Annotated in this window: 18 protein-coding genes; 12 read left to right on the forward strand and 6 right to left on the reverse strand. The window is 68.3% G+C overall.

Annotated elements, in window-relative coordinates; all coding sequences use genetic code 11:
- Positions 1–37: 37 nt before the first annotated feature.
- Positions 38–676: a DUF1524 domain-containing protein gene (locus tag CVV72_RS30540; RefSeq protein WP_219147206.1), complete on the reverse strand. Its 639-nt coding sequence runs from the start codon at positions 674–676 to the stop codon at positions 38–40.
- Positions 677–874: 198 nt separating this feature from the next.
- Positions 875–1,555 carry a hypothetical protein gene (locus tag CVV72_RS30545; RefSeq protein ID WP_370641828.1) on the reverse strand — a complete coding sequence of 227 codons (681 nt, stop codon included), beginning with the start codon at positions 1,553–1,555 and terminating at the stop codon, positions 875–877.
- Positions 1,556–1,609: 54 nt separating this feature from the next.
- On the opposite strand from CVV72_RS30545, the gene CVV72_RS30550 reads away from it, so the two are divergent.
- Positions 1,610–2,896, forward strand: coding sequence for an adenylosuccinate synthase (locus tag CVV72_RS30550; RefSeq protein WP_034312482.1), 1,287 nt, complete (start codon positions 1,610–1,612; stop codon positions 2,894–2,896).
- A gap of 47 nt (positions 2,897–2,943) precedes the next feature.
- Here the strand turns inward: CVV72_RS30550 and CVV72_RS30555 are convergent, their stop codons facing one another.
- Complete coding sequence (locus CVV72_RS30555; protein ID WP_219147208.1) at positions 2,944–3,438, reverse strand: OsmC family protein; 495 nt, start codon at positions 3,436–3,438, stop codon at positions 2,944–2,946.
- 122 nt (positions 3,439–3,560) lie between these two features.
- Here CVV72_RS30555 and CVV72_RS30560 point away from each other — a divergent pair, with 122 nt between their 5' ends.
- Both CVV72_RS30560 and CVV72_RS30565 read left to right on the forward strand, forming a co-directional pair.
- Complete coding sequence (locus CVV72_RS30560) at positions 3,561–4,496, forward strand: LLM class F420-dependent oxidoreductase (RefSeq protein ID WP_219147210.1); 936 nt, start codon at positions 3,561–3,563, stop codon at positions 4,494–4,496.
- A 141-nt stretch (positions 4,497–4,637) separates the two neighbouring features.
- A complete protein-coding gene (locus tag CVV72_RS30565) occupies positions 4,638–5,858 on the forward strand; it encodes an aromatic acid/H+ symport family MFS transporter (RefSeq protein WP_219147212.1) in 1,221 nt (406 codons plus the stop codon).
- On the opposite strand, the gene CVV72_RS30570 is transcribed toward CVV72_RS30565, so the two are convergent.
- On the reverse strand, positions 5,842–7,380 hold the full coding sequence (locus CVV72_RS30570; RefSeq protein ID WP_219147215.1) for an amino acid permease: 1,539 nt from the start codon (positions 7,378–7,380) through the stop codon (positions 5,842–5,844). The two genes, CVV72_RS30565 and CVV72_RS30570, sit on opposite strands and share 17 nt — an antisense overlap.
- A gap of 418 nt (positions 7,381–7,798) precedes the next feature.
- The gene (locus CVV72_RS30575; protein WP_219147217.1) at positions 7,799–8,917 is read right to left on the reverse strand and encodes a glycerophosphodiester phosphodiesterase; all 1,119 of its coding nucleotides are present in this window, start codon (positions 8,915–8,917) and stop codon (positions 7,799–7,801) included.
- Between the two features lie 176 nt (positions 8,918–9,093).
- Between CVV72_RS30575 and purD the strand changes: the two genes are divergently transcribed.
- From purD to CVV72_RS30610, 7 genes are all read left to right on the forward strand, one after another.
- A complete protein-coding gene (gene purD / locus CVV72_RS30580; protein ID WP_034312495.1) occupies positions 9,094–10,356 on the forward strand; it encodes a phosphoribosylamine--glycine ligase in 1,263 nt (420 codons plus the stop codon).
- Between the two features lie 134 nt (positions 10,357–10,490).
- The gene (locus CVV72_RS30585) at positions 10,491–10,877 is read left to right on the forward strand and encodes a PE domain-containing protein (protein ID WP_219147219.1); all 387 of its coding nucleotides are present in this window, start codon (positions 10,491–10,493) and stop codon (positions 10,875–10,877) included.
- Positions 10,828–11,469: a DUF3558 domain-containing protein gene (locus CVV72_RS30590; RefSeq protein WP_255632310.1), complete on the forward strand. Its 642-nt coding sequence runs from the start codon at positions 10,828–10,830 to the stop codon at positions 11,467–11,469. The genes CVV72_RS30585 and CVV72_RS30590 overlap by 50 nt, the downstream gene beginning before the upstream one ends.
- Positions 11,470–11,479: 10 nt before the next feature.
- On the forward strand, positions 11,480–13,132 hold the full coding sequence (locus CVV72_RS30595; protein ID WP_219147221.1) for a hypothetical protein: 1,653 nt from the start codon (positions 11,480–11,482) through the stop codon (positions 13,130–13,132).
- A 4-nt stretch (positions 13,133–13,136) separates the two neighbouring features.
- Positions 13,137–13,907, forward strand: coding sequence for an ESX secretion-associated protein EspG (locus CVV72_RS30600; protein WP_219147223.1), 771 nt, complete (start codon positions 13,137–13,139; stop codon positions 13,905–13,907).
- A gap of 147 nt (positions 13,908–14,054) precedes the next feature.
- The gene (locus tag CVV72_RS30605; RefSeq protein WP_219147224.1) at positions 14,055–14,366 is read left to right on the forward strand and encodes a hypothetical protein; all 312 of its coding nucleotides are present in this window, start codon (positions 14,055–14,057) and stop codon (positions 14,364–14,366) included.
- Between the two features lie 43 nt (positions 14,367–14,409).
- On the forward strand, positions 14,410–15,528 hold the full coding sequence (locus tag CVV72_RS30610) for a transglycosylase SLT domain-containing protein (RefSeq protein ID WP_219147226.1): 1,119 nt from the start codon (positions 14,410–14,412) through the stop codon (positions 15,526–15,528).
- Positions 15,529–15,762: 234 nt separating this feature from the next.
- On the opposite strand, the gene CVV72_RS30615 is transcribed toward CVV72_RS30610, so the two are convergent.
- The gene (locus CVV72_RS30615; protein WP_219147228.1) at positions 15,763–17,004 is read right to left on the reverse strand and encodes an FAD-dependent monooxygenase; all 1,242 of its coding nucleotides are present in this window, start codon (positions 17,002–17,004) and stop codon (positions 15,763–15,765) included.
- A gap of 160 nt (positions 17,005–17,164) precedes the next feature.
- Between CVV72_RS30615 and CVV72_RS30620 the strand changes: the two genes are divergently transcribed.
- Both CVV72_RS30620 and CVV72_RS30625 read left to right on the forward strand, forming a co-directional pair.
- Positions 17,165–18,067, forward strand: a complete 903-nt coding sequence (locus CVV72_RS30620; RefSeq protein WP_219147230.1) for a TetR/AcrR family transcriptional regulator C-terminal domain-containing protein — start codon at positions 17,165–17,167, stop codon at positions 18,065–18,067.
- Between the two features lie 10 nt (positions 18,068–18,077).
- A complete protein-coding gene (locus CVV72_RS30625) occupies positions 18,078–19,268 on the forward strand; it encodes a pyridoxal phosphate-dependent aminotransferase (RefSeq protein WP_219147232.1) in 1,191 nt (396 codons plus the stop codon).
- Positions 19,269–19,275 lie beyond the last annotated feature (7 nt).

The following is a 19,275-nucleotide window of genomic DNA, read 5'->3' on the forward strand; positions in this document are numbered from 1 at the left end:
TGAGCCGAGGGAAGGGGGCCTTCACGGGAAAAGTGGTTCAGCAGCGGTTGAGCATGTCCGTCAGCGCGGTCTTCTCCGCGGACTTGATAGAGAGCTTGTACTTGTACTTCACCGTGGTCCACATCTTCGCGTAGGTGCACCAGTAGCCGACGGTCGGCGGCTTCCAGGCGTCCGGCGACTTGTCGCCCTTCTCCTGGTTGACGTTGTCGGTGACGGCGATCAGCTGCGGTGCGCTGAGGTCGTTCGCGAACGCCTGCCGCTGCGACGTGGTCCACGACGACGCCCCGGTGCGCCACGCGGCGGCCAGCGGGACCACGTGGTCGATGTCCACATCGGACGCCGCGGTCCACGTGGCGCCGTCGTACGGGCTGAACCAGCTGCCGGAGACGGCGGCGCAACTGCTGTCCTGCTGCACGTTCGTGCCGTCCCGCTTCAGCACGACCTCGCGGGTGTTGCAGCTGTTGCCCTGATCGGACCAGTGCGGGAACTTGTCGCGGCTGTACCCGGTCGACGAACCGTCCGGCTTGACGGTCAGCGCGGCGAGCTGGGTCTTGGCGGTGTCGGCCGACGGGATGCCAGGGGGCGTCGCTTCGGCGACGCCGGCCACGCCCGCCGAGACGATCGCCGAGACGGCGAGAACGGTGAAGGAGCGACGAACAGCAAGCGCAGTTGGCATATTGCTGCCTCCGTGTCAGGTTTGGGGACCTGGTCACCTTGCGGTACGGATATGGCCCACGCAACACCATCGGATGACACTCTGCTGGCTGTTCGTGAACGGACGGTGTCACGAGCAGGTAGGACAGGGTGTCCGTCGCCGAAAAATCTTCGGAAAGTCCAGCTGAAGGTTCTGAGCCAAACGGGCTAGTGGGTGCCGCTAGTCCAGCCCGCGGACCAGCCGGAGGTCCTCCGTGTGCCGGTACCAGGTCCACCGGCTCATCGCGCGCGGATGGGCGACGCCGTCGATGCTCGGCCGGGTCGGGATGCAACCGAGCTGGAACGCCCGCGCGTAATGCGTCGAAGGCCGCTTGAACAGCGTCCCCTTCGTCACCCGGACCATCATTCCGGGGCCGCTCGTGTCCGGCTCGACCTCGATCGAGCGCGCGGGCCCGCGCAGCACGGTGTGCTCGTCGCAGTAGGCCACGCCGCGGATCATCCCGATCACCCCGCGCCCGACCAGTACCCCGCCGGTGTCGTCGCGGATCAACGGCACCGGGTCGACCTCGCCACGCAGAGCGAGCGAGAGGGCACGCAGCGGCTGCGTCGGCAGGCTCCAGATGCGGGCGACGTCGGAGTCCGGCGACGACGGCACGAAACCGAGCGACACGCCCGAGAGCTGTTCTTTTCGTAACAGCCTCAGCGCGACGGCCGCGAGGTCCGCGTCGGTGCCCGCGACCACCAGGTGATCGTGTTCCCCCAGCAAGGGGTCGATATCCGCCTTGCCGGGGCGGCTCGGGACGTGCACCATTTCGACGTCGTCGATCTCCGGGAGTGTGGGCTCGCCCTCGGGACAGACCACCACTATTCCGCGCACCCGAAGGCCCTCCGTTACGCTCATGCACCGGCATTTACCAGCGCCAAACCACAAGTCGCCGAACACCTGGAGTGTCACATGCCGGCCATCGTGCTGATCGGGGCCCAATGGGGGGACGAGGGCAAGGGCAAGGCCACCGACCTGCTCGGCGACCGCGTCCAGTGGATCGTGCGTTACCAAGGCGGTAACAACGCGGGCCACACCGTAGTCCTTCCCGACGGGCAGAACTTCGCCCTCCACCTCATCCCGTCCGGGATCCTCACGCCGGGCGTCACCAACGTCATCGGCAACGGCGTCGTCATCGACCCGGGCGTGCTGCTCGACGAGCTCGCCGGGCTGGAGGAACGCGACGTCGACACCAGCAAGCTGCTGATTTCCGCCGACGCGCATTTGATCATGCCGTACCACGTGGAGATCGATAAGGTCACCGAGCGTTACCTCGGCAGCCGCAAGATCGGCACCACCGGCCGCGGCATCGGCCCCTGCTACCAGGACAAGATCGCCCGCGTCGGCGTCCGCGTGCAGGACCTGCTCGACGAGAAGATCTTCCGGCAGAAGGTCGAGTCGGCACTGGAGTTCAAGAACCAGGTGCTGGTCAAGGTCTACAACCGCAAGGCACTGGACGCGAACCAGGTCGCCGACGAGGTGCTGGCCGCGGGCGAGAAGTTCGCGCACCGCATCGCCGACACGCGACTCCAGCTCAACCAGGCCCTCGAACGCGGTGAGACCGTGCTGCTCGAAGGCTCGCAGGGCACCCTGCTCGACGTCGACCACGGCACCTACCCGTTCGTGACGTCGTCGAACCCGACCTCCGGCGGCGCGAGCGCGGGTTCGGGCATCGGCCCCGGCAAGATCGACACCGTCCTGGGCATCCTCAAGGCCTACACCACGCGTGTCGGCTCCGGCCCGTTCCCGACCGAGCTGGACGACGAGTCCGGCGAGTACCTGCGCAAGCAGGGCGGCGAGTTCGGCGTCACCACCGGCCGCTCGCGGCGCACCGGCTGGTTCGACGCGGTCATCGCGCGCTACGCGGTGCGGGTCAACGGCATCACCGACTACTTCCTCACCAAGCTGGACGTGCTGTCCGGCCTGGAGAAGGTGCCGGTGTGCGTCGGCTACGAGGTCGACGGCTTCCGTACCTACGACATGCCGATGACGCAGACCGACGTGCACCACGCGCTGCCGATCTACGAAGAGCTGCCGGGCTGGTTCGAGGACATCTCGGGCTGCCGCACCTTCGAAGAGCTGCCTGCCAACGCGCGTGCCTACGTCGAGCGGCTCGAAGAGCTCTCGGGCGCGCGGATCTCGGCGATCGGCGTCGGTCCGGGCCGGGAGCAGACGATCGTGCGGCACGAGTTCGTCTGACCTCGTGAGTGGCTAGGACGGTTCTAACCGTCCTAGCCACTCACGACTCAGGTGAGCGAGGTCTTCACCGGCGTCGGGTTCCGGAACAGGTCCAGCACCGGGCAGTGCTCGTCCACCTGCCGCTTCAGGTCCTCGTAGACCTCCGCCCCCGCGGGCCCGCTCAGCTCGACCGAAACGCGTACGTCGCCGAAGCCGGGGCGAGTCTCCGAGAACCCGAAGAACCCGTGCAGGTCGATGTCACCGTCCACGGTCACCTTCACCCCTTCGAGCGGCACGCCGAGCTTCGCCGCCCAGAACTGATAGGTGATCACCTGGCACGAGCCCAGCGCGGCGAGCGCGTATTCGACCGGGTTCGCCGCGGTGTCGGTGCCACCGAGGGCGGCGGGCTCGTCGACGGCGAACGAGTGGTCGCGCACCCGCACGTCCACCTGCGTCGCGGTTCCGGGGTTCAAGGCGTTGGCGACGCTGAACGAGACGGCGGCGTTGCGGGGGTCGGCGTCGACGGCGGTCTTGGTTCCTTCGATGACATCGGTCAGCGACATCGGGCCACTCCAGGATCGGGGATTCGGACGCCGCCCAGGGTGGGGCAACACCGCGAACCGCGCGCGTGATCTCAGTCCGTGAACAGCGAAATATCCTTTCGACAGCGCGGTTAGCGTTGAACATGACCATCGGAGTGGCACTCCCGTCCGGGGACACCGCGGACGCCGTCAACATCGTCGACGAACTCATCACGCAGACCCGGCAAGCCGCCGACGCGGGCCTGACGTCGGTCTGGTTCTCCCAGCAGATGGAGCACGACGCGATCACCGTCGCCGCCCTCGCGGGCCGCGCCGTCCCGGGAATCACCGTCGGGACCGGTGTCGTCCCGATCTACCCGCGGCATCCCTTGCTGATCACCGGTCTCGCGCAGACGGCGCAGGCCGCCACCGGGGGCCGGTTCGTCCTCGGTCTCGGAACCGGCGCGAAGAACTGGCTCGAACCGGCGTACGGCGTCGAGTACCCGTCGCCGATCAAACACCTTCGCGAGTACCTCACCATCCTTCGGCAGGTGCTCGAAGGCGGCGAAGTCGACTTCCACGGCGAGACGGTTCGGGCGCACGCCAAAGGCTTCGCGGCTTCGCTGACCGTCGCTGGGTCTTCGGACATCCCGGTGATCATCGCGGCGATGGGACGGCAGGCGCTGCGTGTCACCGGCGAACTCGCCGACGGCACGATCCCCTTCCTCGCCGGGCCCAAGGCCCTGTCCGGGCTGATCGTCCCGGAGATCACCAAGGCCGCCGCCGGCCGCCCGGTGCCGCGGATCATCGCGATGGTCCCGGTCGTGGTGACCGACGATCCCGACGCCGTCCGGGCCCAGGTCGACCGGCAGTACGCGTTCTTCCGAGACATCCCCTCCTACCGCGCGGTCTTCGACCTCCAAGGCGTCGATTCCGCCGGTGAGCTGGTGATCGCCGGGGACGAGGAGACCGTCGCGGCCGAAATCCGGCGGTACTTCGACGCCGGGGCGACCGAGGTCGTCGCGACGCAGAGCGGCATCCGTAACGCGGAAGAGCGGCTTCGCACCTGGAGCGTCCTCGGAGACCTCGTCAAGCGCTGAACTCGCACGTCATGAAAGGGGCGTTCAGGACATTCATCGTCCTGAACGCCCCTTTCATGACATTCAGGGGCCCAGTGGCCTTGCTCACAGTGTTCGTATTGTGCATACTCGTGCGCATAGCGAACAAACTGGAGGTCCCCAATGTCCCCTGCCGCGGCCCGTTCGTGGGTGGTCCCACTCGCCTGGACGGCGGTACTGCTCGACGGATTCGACCTGGTCGTCCTGGGCACGGTGCTGCCCGCGCTGCTCCGTGACCACGTCTGGGGCCTGACGCCGGGCTCGGCGTCGGTGATCTCGACGTTCGGCCTGATCGGCATGATGATCGGCGCGATGGCGATCGGCACGATCACCGATCTCATCGGCCGCCGCAAGGCGCTGATCATCGCGGTCACCGCCTTCTCGGCGTTCACCGCGCTCTGCGCGATCTCGCCGTCGGCGTTCGTCTTCGGTCTGCTGCGCTTCCTCGCCGGGCTCGGCCTCGGCGGCTGTCTGCCGACGGCGATCGCGCTGGTCACCGAGTACGCCCGCAAGGGGAAGGGCGGCAGCGCGACCACCACGGTGATGACCGGCTATCACGTCGGCGCGGTGCTCACGGCCCTGCTCGGCATCTGGCTGATCCAGCCGCTCGGCTGGCGGGCGATGTTCGTCGCCGGTGCGCTGCCCGCGCTCGTGCTGGTGCCGCTGATGATCAAGTACCTGCCGGAATCCGAGACCTTCGAGCAGGCACGGGAGACGCAGGAGAAGTCGGCCGCGCAAGTCGTCGGCGGGCTGTTCCGCGGTGGGCTCCTGCGCGCGACCATCGCGTTCTGGGTGACGTCGTTCATGGGGCTGCTGCTGGTTTACGGGCTCAACACCTGGCTGCCGGAGATCATGCGCCAGGCCGGATATCCGCTGGGCGCGGCGCTCGGGCTGCTGCTGACGCTGAACCTCGGCGGCGTCGTCGGCCTTCTCGTCGCGGGCCGGGTGGCGGACAAGGTCGGCGTGCGGCCGGCGGTGATCTTCTGGTTCCTCGGGGCGGCGGTGTTCCTGGCCCTGTTGAGCGTGAAGCTGCCTGCTGCCGGCCTGTACGCGGCCGTGTTCCTCACCGGTGGTTTCGTGTTCAGCGCGCAGGTGCTCGTGTACGCCTACATCGGCAAGACGTACCCGGATGCCATGCGAGCCACGGGAATCGGCTGGGCGGCGGGTGTCGGCCGGGTCGGCGCGATCAGCGGGCCGATCCTCGGCGGTGCGCTGCTGACCGCCGGGATCGCCTACCCGTGGGGTTTCTACGCCTTCGCCGGAGTCGGGGCGTTGGGAGCGGCCGCGGTGACCGGAGTCCGCGCCGGCCGCTCCCGGGAGGGCGCCGCTACCCCAGTTCCTTGAGTTCCTTTTCCACCGCGGCGAGTTCCTCCTCGGAACCCTGCACCTTCGGGCCCGTGAACCACTTGCGCGCCGAGGCGAACCACCACACCGCCGCACCACCGAGCACGACGAGGAAGGCGATAGGCGTGTAGTTGAAACTGTCGATGGTGACCGGTGATCCCTGCGGGAGCATGAACAGCACGAAGATGAAGCACACCCAGACCGTCGCGACGGTCCCGATGAGCTTCCCCCAGCGGCCGAGGTTCCATGGTCCGGGCTCGAAATCGTCACCCTTGCGCACCCGCAGGAACACCGGGATCACGTAGGCCACGTACAGGCCGACGACGGCGATCGAGGTCACCGCCGCGTAGGCGGTCGCGCTCCACAGGTACGGCAGAGCGAGCAGGAGCGCGCCGCCCGCGGCCAGCCACACCGCGTTGGTGGGCGTCTGGGTGCGCTTGTTGATGCGGTGCCAGAACTTCGAACCCGGGATCGCGCCGTCGCGAGCGAAGGCGTAGATCATTCGCGAGTTCGCGGTCACCGACGCCATCCCGCAGAACAACTGCGCGCCGATGCAGATCAGCAGCAGGAACTTGCCGGTCGTCGCCCCGGTCGCGTCGATGAAGATCTGCGCGGGCGGCACCCCGGTTTCGGAGCCGGCGGCGCCCTCGTAGTCCTGGATGGCGAAGGTGAGGCCGATCAGCAGGATCCAGCCGGCGACCAGGGAGACGAGGATCGAGTTGATGATCCCCCGCGGTCCGGCCTTCGCCGCGTTCTTGGTCTCTTCGGTCATATGGGCCGAGGCGTCGTACCCGGTGAGTGTGTACTGCGCGAGCAGGAGGCCCAGTAAGAAGACGTAGACGGGCGATGCCCAGCCGGTGTTGTTCACGAACTCGCCGAAGACGAACGACGCGTCCTGGTGGTTCTCGGGAACGATGATCAGCACCCCGACGATGACCAGCACACCCGCGAGATGCCACCACACGCTGATGCTGTTCAGCAGTGCGACGATCTTGACGCCGAAGGTGTTCAGCAGCCCGTGGATCACGAGGATGATCGCCAGCAGCAGGATCGTGTGCCCCGGCGTTGCCTCGAACCCGAACTGCAGGTCGAGGAAGGCGTTGAGGAACAACGCCGCACCGAAATCGATCCCCGCGGTGACGGCGATCTGCCCGATGAGGTTGAACCACCCGGTGAACCACGACCACGCCGCGCCGTTGCGCGGGGCGAGCTTCGCCGCCCAGTAGTAGAGGCCGCCCGCGGTCGGGTAGCTGGAGCAGACCTCGGCCATGCCCAGCCCGACCAGGATGACGAAGAGACCGACCAGCGGCCAGCCCCAGATCATCGCGGCGGGTCCGCCGGTCTTCATGCCGAACCCGTAGAGGGTCAGGCAACCGGACAGGATCGAGATGATCGTGAAGGAGACGGCGAAGTTGGAGAACGCCGACATCGTGCGCCGGAGTTCCTGCGCGTAGCCGAGTTGGTGGAGCCGGGCACTGTCTTCGTCGGCGGGTTCTGCGGCCTGCTTGTCAGAGACATCCATCGGGCACCCACTTCAAAGGTATGCGGACAGACCATTGAGATCCGCCGAAATTAGGCCCGCCGACCTGCGCATGTCAAGGTCCCGTCAAGACCTCGCCCCCCTCCGGATGCAAGGAATAGCTCGCCCGGCGCGGTGCGAGTGTCACCGTGGGTGAGAGGTGTGGGGAAACAGGGACGTTGAACGTCTCTATTTCCACACACCTGTCACGCCTCAGGCGGTCTGGCCGCGGTAACCGGGCCTGTCGCGCGGGCACCGTGTGGATTTCTGGTCGTCCAACGCCCCGAAATCCACACGGTCGGAGCCCTGCGGGCCCGAGTCGCCACCCTGGACCAGCCGAACCGGCGCTCTTGAAATACATGAAGGCCCCCTTCCTCGCACCAGGCGCGAGGAAGGGGGCCTTCATGTACTGGGCAGCTGCTCAGCGCCCCCGGAACGCCTTCACGGCCTCCAGTGCCGTGTCCGGGTGGTCCGCGAAGTACCCGTCGACGCCGGCCTTGAGGAACGCCTCCTGCTCGGCGAACGCGTTGCCGTACTCGGCGAGGTTCGCCGACGAGCGCAGGCTCTGCGGGAGGAAGTTGTTCTCGTTGCGGAACGTGTACGGCCCGACCTTCAGGCCGGCCTGGTGCGCGTCGGCGACGAGCTTGGTCGGCTGTCCCAGCGCACCGTTCACCACCGGGATGACCTGCGCCTTCTCCGGGCCCAGGTAGTCCGCGTACTTCGAGATCTCCTTCAGGCCCGCAGGCGTCACGAGGTCGGCGTACGTCCGCGGGTCACCCTTCGCGACGAAGTCGGCCGGAGCGCCGGTCGCCGAGGTCAGCTGCAGCAGCGGCACCCGCACCTGACGCGAGAGCGCGATCAGGTTCGACACCTCGAACGACTGGATGATCACCGGCGCCTTCGGGTGGTTGAGCCCGTTGCGCTTGATCAGCTCGACCAGCTTCGGCTCGGTCGGGTTCTTGATCGACGAGAAGTAGGTCGAGTGCTTGATCTCCGGGTACGTCCCCAGTTCACGGCGCAGTTCGCGGCCAAGCCGGCGCGTCAGGTCGATCACCTCCTGATAGGTGGCGATCTGGTAGCGGCCGTCGTAGATCTTGTTGTTCGGCCGCAGCTGCGGGATCCGCTCGGTCGCGCGCAGGGTCTTCAGCTCGGCGAGCGTGAAGTCCTCGGTGAACCAGCCGGTGAACGACGTGCCGTCGATGACCTTCGTCGTCTTCCGGTTCGCGAACTCGGGGTGCTTCGCGACGTCGGTGGTCCCGCCGATCTCGTTCTCGTGCCGGGCGACGAGCTGGCCGTCCTTGGTGGGCACGAGGTCGACGTCGACCCAGTCGACGCCCTGGCGGTAGGCGAGCTCATACGAGGCGAGCGTGTGCTCCGGGCGGTAGCCGGGGGCGCCGCGGTGTCCGACGATCACCGGCCCATCGTGGCCCTTCGCCAGCGCCGACACATCTTGGGCGCTCGGCTCGGCAGCGCCCGCCAGCCCTGTGACGCTGAGTACGGCGAGTCCGGACAGGGCGAGCACGCCCAGGCGCTTTCGCATGGTGGGTAACCTCTTTCGCTTGAACTCGGGGTACCGCGCAACCCTTGACGCAGGAGGCGTCCGGACGGCGAAGACGGACCGGCGGAGCGCTGACCGCCGGGTGAACGCCGGATGGAACCACCCGCTCGAGGACGGCGACGTGTTCGGGGCTCACCGGCCCGGTTACCCTGTGCGTCGTGCGCGTACTGGTAATCGGGTCCGGCGCCCGTGAGCATGCACTTGTCCTCGCGGTCGCGGAAGACCCTTCCGTCACCGCACTGGCCTGTGCCCCGGGTAACGCCGGCACCGCCGCGGTGGCCGAACAACTCGGCGTGGACGCGGCCGACCCCGAGTCCGTCTCCGCCCTCGCCAAGCAGTGGCAGGCGGATCTGGTGGTGGTCGGTCCCGAGGTCCCGCTGGTGGCCGGTGTCGCCGACGCGGTCCGGAAGGCGGGCATCGCCTGCTTCGGCCCGTCCGCGTCCGCGGCCAGGATCGAGGGTTCGAAGGCGTTCGCCAAGGACGTCATGGCGGCCGCGAAGGTGCCGACGGCGCACTGCGAGGTCGTCGACAACCCGGCCCGCCTCGACGCCGCGCTCGGCCGTTTCGGCCCCACTTGGGTGGTCAAGGACGACGGCCTCGCCGCGGGCAAGGGCGTCGTGGTCACCACGGACGTCGACGTCGCGCGCAAGCACGCCCTGATGCTGCTCGACGGCGGGCACCCGGTGCTCCTGGAGTCCTTCCTCGATGGCCCGGAGGCCTCTCTCTTCTGCTTCGTCGACGGCCGCACGGTCGTCCCGTTGCTGCCCGCGCAGGACTTCAAGCGCGTCGGCGACGGCGACGCGGGCCCGAACACCGGCGGCATGGGCGCGTACGCCCCGCTGCCGTGGGCGCCGAAGGACCTGGTCGACGACGTCGTCGCCCGCATCGTGCAGCCCGTGGTCGACGAGCTCGACAACCGCGGAGCCACCTTCTCCGGCCTGCTCTACGCCGGTCTCGCGCTGACTTCCGAGGGCCCGCAGGTCATCGAGTTCAACTGCCGGTTCGGCGACCCGGAAACCCAGGTCGTCCTGGCGCTGCTGCGCAGCCCGCTCGGCAAGGTCCTGCACGCGACGGCGACCGGCAAGCTCGCCGAACTGCCGCCGCTGGAGTGGGACTCCGGCGCGGCGGTCACCGTCGTGCTCGCCGCGGACGGCTATCCCGGCAAGCCGAGGACCGGCGACGTCATCACCGGTGGCGAACTCGAAGGCGTGCTCCACGCCGGCACCCGCCGCCGTGACGACGGCGCCGTGGTCTCCTCCGGCGGCCGTGTGCTGTCGGTGGTCGGCACCGGCAAGAACCTGAAGGCCGCCCGCAAGGACGCCTACGCGACGGTCGAGAAGGTCCATCTGGCCGGCTCCCACCACCGCACCGACATCGCCCTGCTCGCCGCCAAGGGAGAGATCGCCACCCCGGTCTCGTGAATTCCCGGCGGAACCGTCCGGGCGACCGCTGCGTCTAACCCGGTATTTCCTGAGAAGCTTAAGCGCTCGATACATCGGCGTTGGTAGCCTCGGCAGGGCGAACGGTCACCGTGCGTGTTTCCAAGGGGTGGGGAATGGCAGCATCGAGCAAGATCCAGGACCTCACGTCGGCGGTCCCGACACCACCGTCGGTGGCCGACATCAGAGTCGATCCGTCGAAGCTGCTCGAAGTCGCGAAGATCGTCGAAGAACAGGTCGACGCGTTGCAGGACAAGCTGATGACGCGGCTTGACCAGCTGCGCATCGACACACCGGCCAACGACACCGTGAGCGTCCACGCGACCAGCGTCTGGAACGAGCTCGTGGCCGACGGCGACCAGTCGTACGCCGCGCAGGTCCGGGCTTACGTGGCCGGTCTGCGGGGCCTGGTCAACCAGCTCCGCACGGCGGCCAAGGAGTACAAGACCAGTGATGCGGACAAGGCCGCCGCGTTCGGGGACCGTGGTGTACACCGGGCGTAGGCCTCGTGTGCTGGTGACCGGCGGGGTGCTCACCCTCGTGCTGGCCGGATGCGCCACGGACACGGGCGGGCAGGCGTTCCCCGACGAACCGGCGCTGGCCTCGGTCACGCAGGGCGCCAAAGCGTCGGCGCTGCCTGCCAGGCCCGCCGAACTGAACCTGCAGGGCGTCGACCCGTGTGCCCTGCTCACCGAGCAGCAGCTGGACCAGCTCAAGATCAACAGCAAACCGCGCGCGGCCGCGGAACCGATCGACGGCCCGACCTGTGTCCTCGATTCGGACGCCGCGCAACCCTTCCACGGCTATTACGTCCGCACGATCACCGCGGACGTCGAAGAGTGGTTCACCGGCAAGCGCCGCAAGAACAGCATGACGACGGAACCGACGGCGGTCGGCGGGTTCCCGGCCATCAAGAACCACCGTGATGCCGGGACGCCGGGCGATTGCGAAACGCTCGTCGGTGTCGCCCGAGGACAGACGCTGGCGGTGCGGGCGGTCGCCGTCACCGCCGGCGCGTTCACCATGCCGCGGCTGTGCGAGATGTCCGCGCAGGCGGCCGATTCGGCTTTGCAGACCTTGAAAGCACGCAACTAGGGAGGGCGGCGTGAACGTTTCCGACCTCGCGGGCAGGCTCCGCGATCTTCGGTTCGACGGCTACACCGACACCGGGATCGCGACCGAGATCGAACGCTTCCGCAGCGGTGACGGCACCGGCAGCATCGGTATCGCCGTCGACGCGTTGAAATCCGTCGCGGGCGCGCTCGCGGACACCGACAAGACGCTGCGCGACGAGCTGGGCAAGCTCGGCGTGGAATGGCAGAGCGAGGCAGGCGGTGCCGCCGGTCAGGTGTTCACCGAGCAGGCGGGCTTCTCCCAGGACGCGAACTCGAAGGTCTCGCATTCCGCGGAGATGATCTTCGCCCAGGGTGAGGCCTTCAACCGGACCCTGCACAAGCTCCCGGATCCGGAAGTGGTCCGGAAGGGCGCCGGCGGCCTGACCATCGGTGACGTCGTCCTGAGCCTCATCGGGTTCGAGACCGACCACGCCAAGAGCGTCAGCGCCGCGAACAACGCGCGGGCGCAGGCGCAGGAGGCGTTGAACGACTACGCGAAGACGAGCGGCGAGAACCTGCTGTCGGCCGACACCCTGGCCGACCCCCAGGCGATGAACCTGACCCAGACCACGACGGCCGCCGGATCGGGTGGCGGGTCCGCCCCGCTCGACCTGGCGGGCACGGCCACGGACCTGACGCCGGACGGCAGTGTGCGGCCCGCGTCGGCCGCCGTCGAGTCGAAGTACGTGCCGCCGGTCGCGCAGCCCGTCGGCAACCCGAAGGCGCCGTCCTACGACGCGCCGACCCCGGCCTACGGCGTCGCCATGGGCGGCGGGACGGCTCGCAAAACCGGTGCGTCGGCGCCGCACACCGGGGCCACGGCGCCCGCGGCCGCCGCGCCGACGGTGCCGTCCAAAGCCCCGGCACCGGGGGCAGGCTGGGTGACGCCGAACCGGCCGTCCCCGCAGCCCGAGCAGGGCAGGCCTTCGTACCCGGGCACCGGCTCGCCGACGTCGCCGCCGTTCGTCCCGCCGGGCGCGCCGAACTCCTCGAACATCCCGAACGTCCCGCCGGGTCAGTCCATCGGCAGCGCACCGCCGAACAGCACCACGTCGGCGCAGCCGGCCGGCAAGTCGTTCGGCACCGGACCCGGTGTCGACGGCGCTCTCGGCAAGGGCCCCGGCTCCAGCTCCGGACCGGGTGTCTTCGGCAACATCGGCGGTGGCGCGGGTGGCGACCAGGCGCTCGGCAAGGGCCGCTCGGTCGGTTCCGGTCCGCAGGCGCCGATGGCGCCCGGCAACGAATCCGGCCGCGGTTTCCCCGCCGTCCCGAAGATCACCGGCCCGGCCGCTGGTGACCTGGGCGCGGGTGCCGCTGCGCTCGGCGCCGGTGTCGCCGGTGGTGCGCTGAGCGGCGACAAGGAACGCGACCGCCGTCCCCGCCAGGAAGGCGGCGTGAAGCCGACTCGTCAGCTCCCGATCGGTGAGCTTCCCGAAGAGGAGGCCATGCGGCGGTCGGAGAAGATCGGCGCGAAGCAGCCGAAGCCCGAGTCGAAATTCATGGAGCGCGCGGCCACTCAGGACGTCGAGGAGGACGCGGAGCACATCAGGCGTTACGGCGTCGATGACAAGGACCTGTTCACCGACGAGCGGCTGGTGTCGCCGGACGTGATCGGCGACCACGGCAACTCCGAAACGCGCTGAACCTGTGCCGAACGACAACGGCAGCCTGGTGCTGTCCGCACTCGAGTTCGAAACGCTCTGGGAAGCCGAAAGGCTGCCCAGCCGCCATGTCGCCCTCGACGTGCCGAGCCCCGGAACGACCCACACGGAGCGGGCGGCGCTGATCGAAGAGGCCTGGGAATCCCTGCGCGCGCGAGGTCTCGCGCGGGGGCACCAGGCCTCGGGCGAGCTGGTCGACATGCTGAACCTGTTCGCGCACCCTCGGGTCGCGATCGACGTCTGGGTGTGGACCGACCGGGAGATCAAGGGCCAGGCGGTGAGTGTCGGCAACCAGGCGTTGCTCGGCGTGATCGACTCCGGCCAGGTGTGGCTGATCCCCGCCAGGGAGAGCTCCCTCGCCGAAGCCGCGGTCTCGGTCGCGGGTGATCTCGGTCCCGGCGTGGGCCAGTCGATCAGCATCCCCCACGACGTCCTCGTCCAGGCCGACGCCGCCGCCCGCGGCGACGCGAAGGCACTGGTGACCGCGCTGGAAGACCTGGACGTGCCCCTCTGGCAGGCCCAGGAGGTGGCGGGCATGCTGCTCGGCCAGGAGGCACGCGGCCAGTTCGGTGTCGAACGCGCGGGCCGCGACGGCCGCCCCCGGCGGGCGGACAGCGTGGTCGCCTTCTACGACACGGACGCGGGCCGGTACCTGTTCCAGGTCGCGCGGAACCGGGACGGGCGGGATTGGGCGACCATCACCCCGGCGGACAACCAGTTGCTGGCGACCCGGATCCGGGAAGTCGCCGATTTCTGATTCGCCCGATTATCGGCGGGGTGGAAGTTGGCGTGGATGCGCACACGGCTTGCTTCCGAGGTCTTAAAGTATGCGCGGGAACCGTCCTGATCGGCCGCGCGTCTGATCGGGCGGAGACGAGTTTTTCCGTGAAGGGGATGACGAACCGTGCCTGTGTACGACCCGGAATCCATGGGGATCGCCGCCGGTCAGGTGGAGAAGCTCAAGGACGAGTTCGAGAAGACCAGAAAAGGCGTCACCGGGATGGATGACGAGAAGGAAAGCCCCTTCGGCGGAGTGGACGAGCACGGGGACGCGAAGGGCGCGGTCGGCAAGTTCAAGCAAGGGGTCCACAACGAATTCGATTCGGCCGGTCAGCTGATGGAGGCCACGGCCTTCGTGCTGCGAAAGGCGGCAGGCCTGATCAAGGAGACCGAAGCGGTCCACGTGGACAACCTGAAGGTGCACGGAGATCTGTGACGATTCGCCAGGCCGGGGGCCAGGGAACAAGGGGGCTTGAGCAGTGGGGTTGAACGGTGTCGGCGCCGGGGTGCCGGACGGCTGGGGCGAACTGGTCAAGAAGGCCGAACAGATCGAAAAGGTCAATCTGGCCGCCATTCAGAACGCCTCGAAGCAGTTCAAGACGGCCGCCGACAACGCGGGTGACCACAGCGCGGCGTTGACCAATTCGACCCAGGCGCTGAACGGCGGGGTCTGGGCCGGGCCCGCCGCGGACGCCTTCTTCGAGTACGTCAAGTCGATCACCAAGGCCGGGAAGAACGTCGAAGAGCAGCTGGGCAAGGTCGTCGACGACCTCGACCGGGTCCACGCCGACCTCGGCAACATCAAGACCCAGGTCGCCGACGCCTACAAGGGCGCCGAGGAAGCGATCAACAAGCGGAACACCCAGGCGGAGACGGACAAGAACGCGGCGATCCAGGCCGCCGCGCAGGCCGAGAAGGATCACAAGCCGGCGCCGAGCCCTTCGGCCGCCGAGATCATCCAGAAGGCCAAGACGGACATCAACAAGATCGCCGGCGATGCCGACACCCGGGTCAAGGGCCTGCTCGACCAGGCCAACCAGATGATCCAGAAGTCGCAAGAGTTGATGAAGAAGGACATCGAGGGCGGCTACTCGAAGATCCCGATGCCTGGTAAGGACGGCTCCGTCCCGAAGCGCACCGGTGGTCTCCACGCCGGAGGCGGTGGCGGCGGAGGCGGCGGCGGTGGCGGTGGGGGCGGCGGCCTCGGCCCGAGCGGTGGCCCGCCGTCGACGACGCCACCGGGCAACGTCCAGCAGTGGATCCAGGAGGCCATCAAGATCCTGCAGGCCAACGGGATCCCAGTGACCGAGGCGGATATCCAGAAGATCTGGACGATCATCGAGAAGGAGTCCGGCGGCAACCCCAACGCCATCAACAACTGGGACTCCAACGCGGCGAAGGGCACGCCGTCCAAGGGGTTGATGCAGTGCATCGACCCGACCTTCAACGCGCACAAGCTTCCCGGGCACGACGACATCTACAACCCGGTGGACAACATCATCGCGGGCGTCCGGTACACGTTCTCGCGGTACGGCGGCTTCGAGGGGCACCCGGGGCTGAAGTCCATGGCCGGTGGCGGCGGATACCAGGGCTACTAGCCCTGGCCAGGCCCTAGCCGCCACGCGTGACCCAATGGCCGACACGCGTGATCCGATGGACGACACGCGTGACTGGATGGCCGACACGCTCGCGGCCGTATCGCGTCGCGCGTCGTCCGGCCGATCACGCGTGCCGTCCGTCTGGACACGCGTGTCGTCCATCCGGTCACGGGTGTCGTCCGGCCGATCACGCGAGTCCCTGGTCGTCGTGTCGCGAAAGCCACTTTCGGGACATCAGGCGTCGCGAAAGTGGCTTTCGCGACACGCCCCGGTGCCCGACACCCCGAGCGATCGGTAATCCTTGAGCACCAGGCCATTCGCCGCCTCCGTGAGTGGCCGCATGGCCGCCTTCATCACCCGGCCCCGGAGCGGAAGGTAAGGCAGCAGCCGCATCGACTGGATTTGCTTCCACTGCCGAAACCGCGTCTGCTTCTTCTGGTTCATCGAAGCCAGCGCTTGGTTCTGGCGCACGAACGGCCGTATTTCCCTTTCGTAGGAAGCGAAAGCGGCGCGGTGGTCGAGCGAAGCGGCCAATGAACCGGCGAGTACATAGGCTCCGACGAGCGCCAAACTGGTGCCCTGTCCCGAAAGTGGCGAAGGACCGTAGCCCGCATCGCCGACCAGCGCGACGCGTCCGTCGGTGAACCGGTCCATCCGGATCTGGGTCATGGAGTCGAAGTACAGCTCGCTCGACTCCATTTCCCGCAGCAACCGCGGCACTTCCCAGCCGTGGCCCAGGAATCGGTCGGCGATCAGCTTCCGTTGCTGCTCGACGTCATAACGGTCGTAGTCGATTTCCGGCGACTGGAAGCCGAGCATTGCCCGCGCCTCGGTGTTCTTCCGGGCGCTGTACAGCCCGGCCAGCTTTCCCGGGGTCATGTGGAAGGTCTGCCAGCGGTCCAGATCGAGGAAGTTCGGCACGGTGAACACCGCGAGACAGGTGCCCAGGTAGTGCGAAAACTGTTTCTCCGCACCGAAAACCAGCGATCGCACGGCCGAGTGCTGGCCGTCCGCGCCGACGACGAGATCGAAGTCCCGCGCCTCACCGCGCGCGAAGGTGACCCGGACGCCGTCGGTCCGCTGCGCGATCCCGGTGATCCAGTCCCCGTAGACGTACTCGACGCCTTCCTGGGCGACCGACGCCAGTGTGCCGGTGAGGTCGTCCCGCAGGATCTCGACGTCCTCGCTGTCGGTGAGCCCGCCGGTCAGCGTGTGGTCGGTGACCCTCACGAGGGTTTTCCCCGCGCCGTTCACGAACGACATCCCGCGCATGCCGGTGCTCAGCTCCCGGAGGCGCCCGAGCACCCCCATCCGGTCGACGACGCCGAGTGCCGTCCCGCGGATGTCGACCGCGTGCCCGCCGACGCGGGGTGCGGGGGCCCGCTCGACGACCGTCGGCGCGAAACCGTGCTGCCGCAGCCAGTACGCCAATGTTGTACCGGCGATTCCCGCCCCCGAAATCAGGACCTTCCGCATGTCCACTCCTTGTGTACGGTGTCTTGAAGCACTGCGTACAACGTATGGACGTCCAGCCCAAAACCCAGGAAAAAGCGCAGAAAACCTGCAATGCACTAGTACGGTTAGGCTAGTGCGCCAGTCAGGCCGAGATTAAGCGCACTATGGCAGGGAGTCGACCATGACCGATCCGCCCTATCTGCGGATCGCCGCCGAGATCCGCCACCGGATCACCTCCGGTGAGCTGCGCGAGGGCGACAAGGTCCCGTCGACCCGCCGGATCATCGCCGAGTGGGGCGTCGCGATGGCGACCGCGACGAAGGTGCTCGCCACGCTGAAGCGGGACGGCCTGGTCGTCGCCAAACCCGGCGCGGGCACTGTCGTCGCGAGCCGCGGCCGGAAGCCCGGGCCGAGAACCGAGGCGGAGCTGTCACGCGAGCGGGTGGTGAAGGCCGCGATCCGGATCGCGGACGCGGAGGGCATCCGCGCGCTCTCGATGCGCCGCGTCGCCTCCGGCCTCGGGGTCGCGACGATGGCGCTTTATCGCCATGTCACCGCGAAGGAGGAGCTGATCCTCGAGATGGCGGACAGGGCCCTCGGCGAAATCCGCTTCCCGGCCGAGCCGCCGCCCGGCTGGCGGGCCCAGCTGGAGCTGATGGCGAGGGCGCAATGGGCGCTGTTCCGGCGACATCCCTGGCTCGCGCAGGCGCTCTCGATCACCCGGCCGCAGCCACTGCCGAACCTGCTCGCCCACGCGGACTGGGCGACCCGGGCACTCGACGGCCACGGCCTCCCGCCGTCGACGATCATGTACGCGCACATCACGATCTTCAACCACGTACGCGGCATCGCCCTCAGCTTCGAGGCCGAAGCCGACACCGAATCCGGGACGGCGGTCTCGGCCGACGCCTGGCTGGCGGAGCACGAGCCGATCCTCTGGGACCTGGTCTCGGGCGGTCGGTTCCCGAACTTCGCCGGCGTCGTCTCGCGCGCCCCGTTCGACTACGACCTCGACACGCTCTTCGAGTTCGGCCTCCAACGACTCCTCGACGGGTTCTCTGTTCTCATCGCGAAGGCAAGTTAGCCTCACCCGCATGTCCTTCCCCGGTCCCGCAGCACGTTCCGCCGTCCCGCCGTTCCACGTCATGGACGTCCTTTCGGCCGCGCAGGCGCGGCAGCGCAGTCACGGGGACCTGGTCCCGCTGCTCGCGGGGCAGCCGTCCGCGCCGGCGCCGCAGCCTGTCCTCGAAGCGGCCCAGCGGGCGCTGAAGGACAACAACCTCGGCTACACCGAGCAACTCGGCATCCCGGAACTGCGCGAGGCCGTCGCGGAGCACTACAACCGCACTTACCCGGTCGACGTGAGCCCGCAGGACGTCATCATGACGACCGGTTCCTCCGGCGGTTTCCTGCTCTCGTTCCTCAGCGCCTTCGAGGCGGGCGACCGGGTCGCGATGGCGCGTCCCGGCTATCCGGCCTACCGCAACCTGTTGAAGGTGCTCGGTTGCGAGGTCGTCGAGTTCGCCACCGGCGCCGGAACGAACTTCCAGCCGACCGTCGCACTGCTCGACGAACTGGGGCCGATCAAGGGGCTGATCGTGGCCAGCCCGAGCAATCCCACCGGCACCGTCCTGCCGCCGGGTGAACTGGCGGCGATCAGCGGCTGGTGCGCGTCCCACGGCGTGCAGCTGATCAGCGACGAGATCTACCACGGGATCTCCTACGGCGCCGGGCTCGATTGCGCCTGGCAGTACGGCGACGAGGCGCTCGTCCTCGGCTCGTTCTCCAAGTACTTCGCCATGACCGGCTGGCGGCTCGGCTGGATGCTCGCGCCCCAGCGGCTGCATCGCGCGATCGACGTCCTGACCGGCAACTTCACCATCTGCCCGCCCGCGGTCTCCCAGCACGCCGCGGTCGCCGCGTTCACCCCGGAGGCGTACGCGGAGGCCAACGGCCACGTCGAGCGCTACCGGGTCAACCGTGACGTGCTCTTCACCGGCCTCAAGAGCATCGGCATCGACAAGCTCGCACCGGCCGAAGGCGCCTTCTACGCCTACGCCGACGTCTCCGCGTACACGAACGACAGCCTCAGCTGGTGCCAGCGGCTCCTCGCCGACACTGGTGTCGCGATCGCTCCCGGGATCGACTTCGACCCAGTCGACGGCGGGCGCTTCGTGAGGTTCTCCTTCGCGGGCTCGCGCGAGCACATCGACGAAGGGGTCCGCAGGCTCGGCGACTGGCTCGCCCGCTCTCAGGGGGAACCCGGAAATCACCCTGAACGTTAGGCAGAAC

The organism is Amycolatopsis sp. TNS106 (assembly GCF_019330265.1).
Taxonomy (GTDB): domain Bacteria; phylum Actinomycetota; class Actinomycetes; order Mycobacteriales; family Pseudonocardiaceae; genus Amycolatopsis; species Amycolatopsis lurida.

What these genes read in the sequence shown, in the direction of transcription:
- CVV72_RS30555 (WP_219147208.1), bottom strand. Translation starts at nt 3,438, where the DNA reads ATGTCGCTGACCGATGTCATCGAAGGAACCAAGACCGCCGTCGACGCC.
- CVV72_RS30560 (WP_219147210.1), top strand. Translation starts at nt 3,561, where the DNA reads ATGACCATCGGAGTGGCACTCCCGTCCGGGGACACCGCGGACGCCGTC.
- CVV72_RS30585 (WP_219147219.1), top strand. Translation starts at nt 10,491, where the DNA reads ATGGCAGCATCGAGCAAGATCCAGGACCTCACGTCGGCGGTCCCGACA.
- CVV72_RS30575 (WP_219147217.1), bottom strand. Translation starts at nt 8,917, where the DNA reads ATGCGAAAGCGCCTGGGCGTGCTCGCCCTGTCCGGACTCGCCGTACTC.
- CVV72_RS30570 (WP_219147215.1), bottom strand. Translation starts at nt 7,380, where the DNA reads ATGGATGTCTCTGACAAGCAGGCCGCAGAACCCGCCGACGAAGACAGT.
- CVV72_RS30540 (WP_219147206.1), bottom strand. Translation starts at nt 676, where the DNA reads ATGCCAACTGCGCTTGCTGTTCGTCGCTCCTTCACCGTTCTCGCCGTC.
- CVV72_RS30545 (WP_370641828.1), bottom strand. Translation starts at nt 1,555, where the DNA reads ATGAGCGTAACGGAGGGCCTTCGGGTGCGCGGAATAGTGGTGGTCTGT.
- CVV72_RS30615 (WP_219147228.1), bottom strand. Translation starts at nt 17,004, where the DNA reads ATGCGGAAGGTCCTGATTTCGGGGGCGGGAATCGCCGGTACAACATTG.
- CVV72_RS30625 (WP_219147232.1), top strand. Translation starts at nt 18,078, where the DNA reads ATGTCCTTCCCCGGTCCCGCAGCACGTTCCGCCGTCCCGCCGTTCCAC.
- CVV72_RS30590 (WP_255632310.1), top strand. Translation starts at nt 10,828, where the DNA reads ATGCGGACAAGGCCGCCGCGTTCGGGGACCGTGGTGTACACCGGGCGT.
- CVV72_RS30565 (WP_219147212.1), top strand. Translation starts at nt 4,638, where the DNA reads ATGTCCCCTGCCGCGGCCCGTTCGTGGGTGGTCCCACTCGCCTGGACG.
- CVV72_RS30620 (WP_219147230.1), top strand. Translation starts at nt 17,165, where the DNA reads ATGACCGATCCGCCCTATCTGCGGATCGCCGCCGAGATCCGCCACCGG.
- CVV72_RS30550 (WP_034312482.1), top strand. Translation starts at nt 1,610, where the DNA reads ATGCCGGCCATCGTGCTGATCGGGGCCCAATGGGGGGACGAGGGCAAG.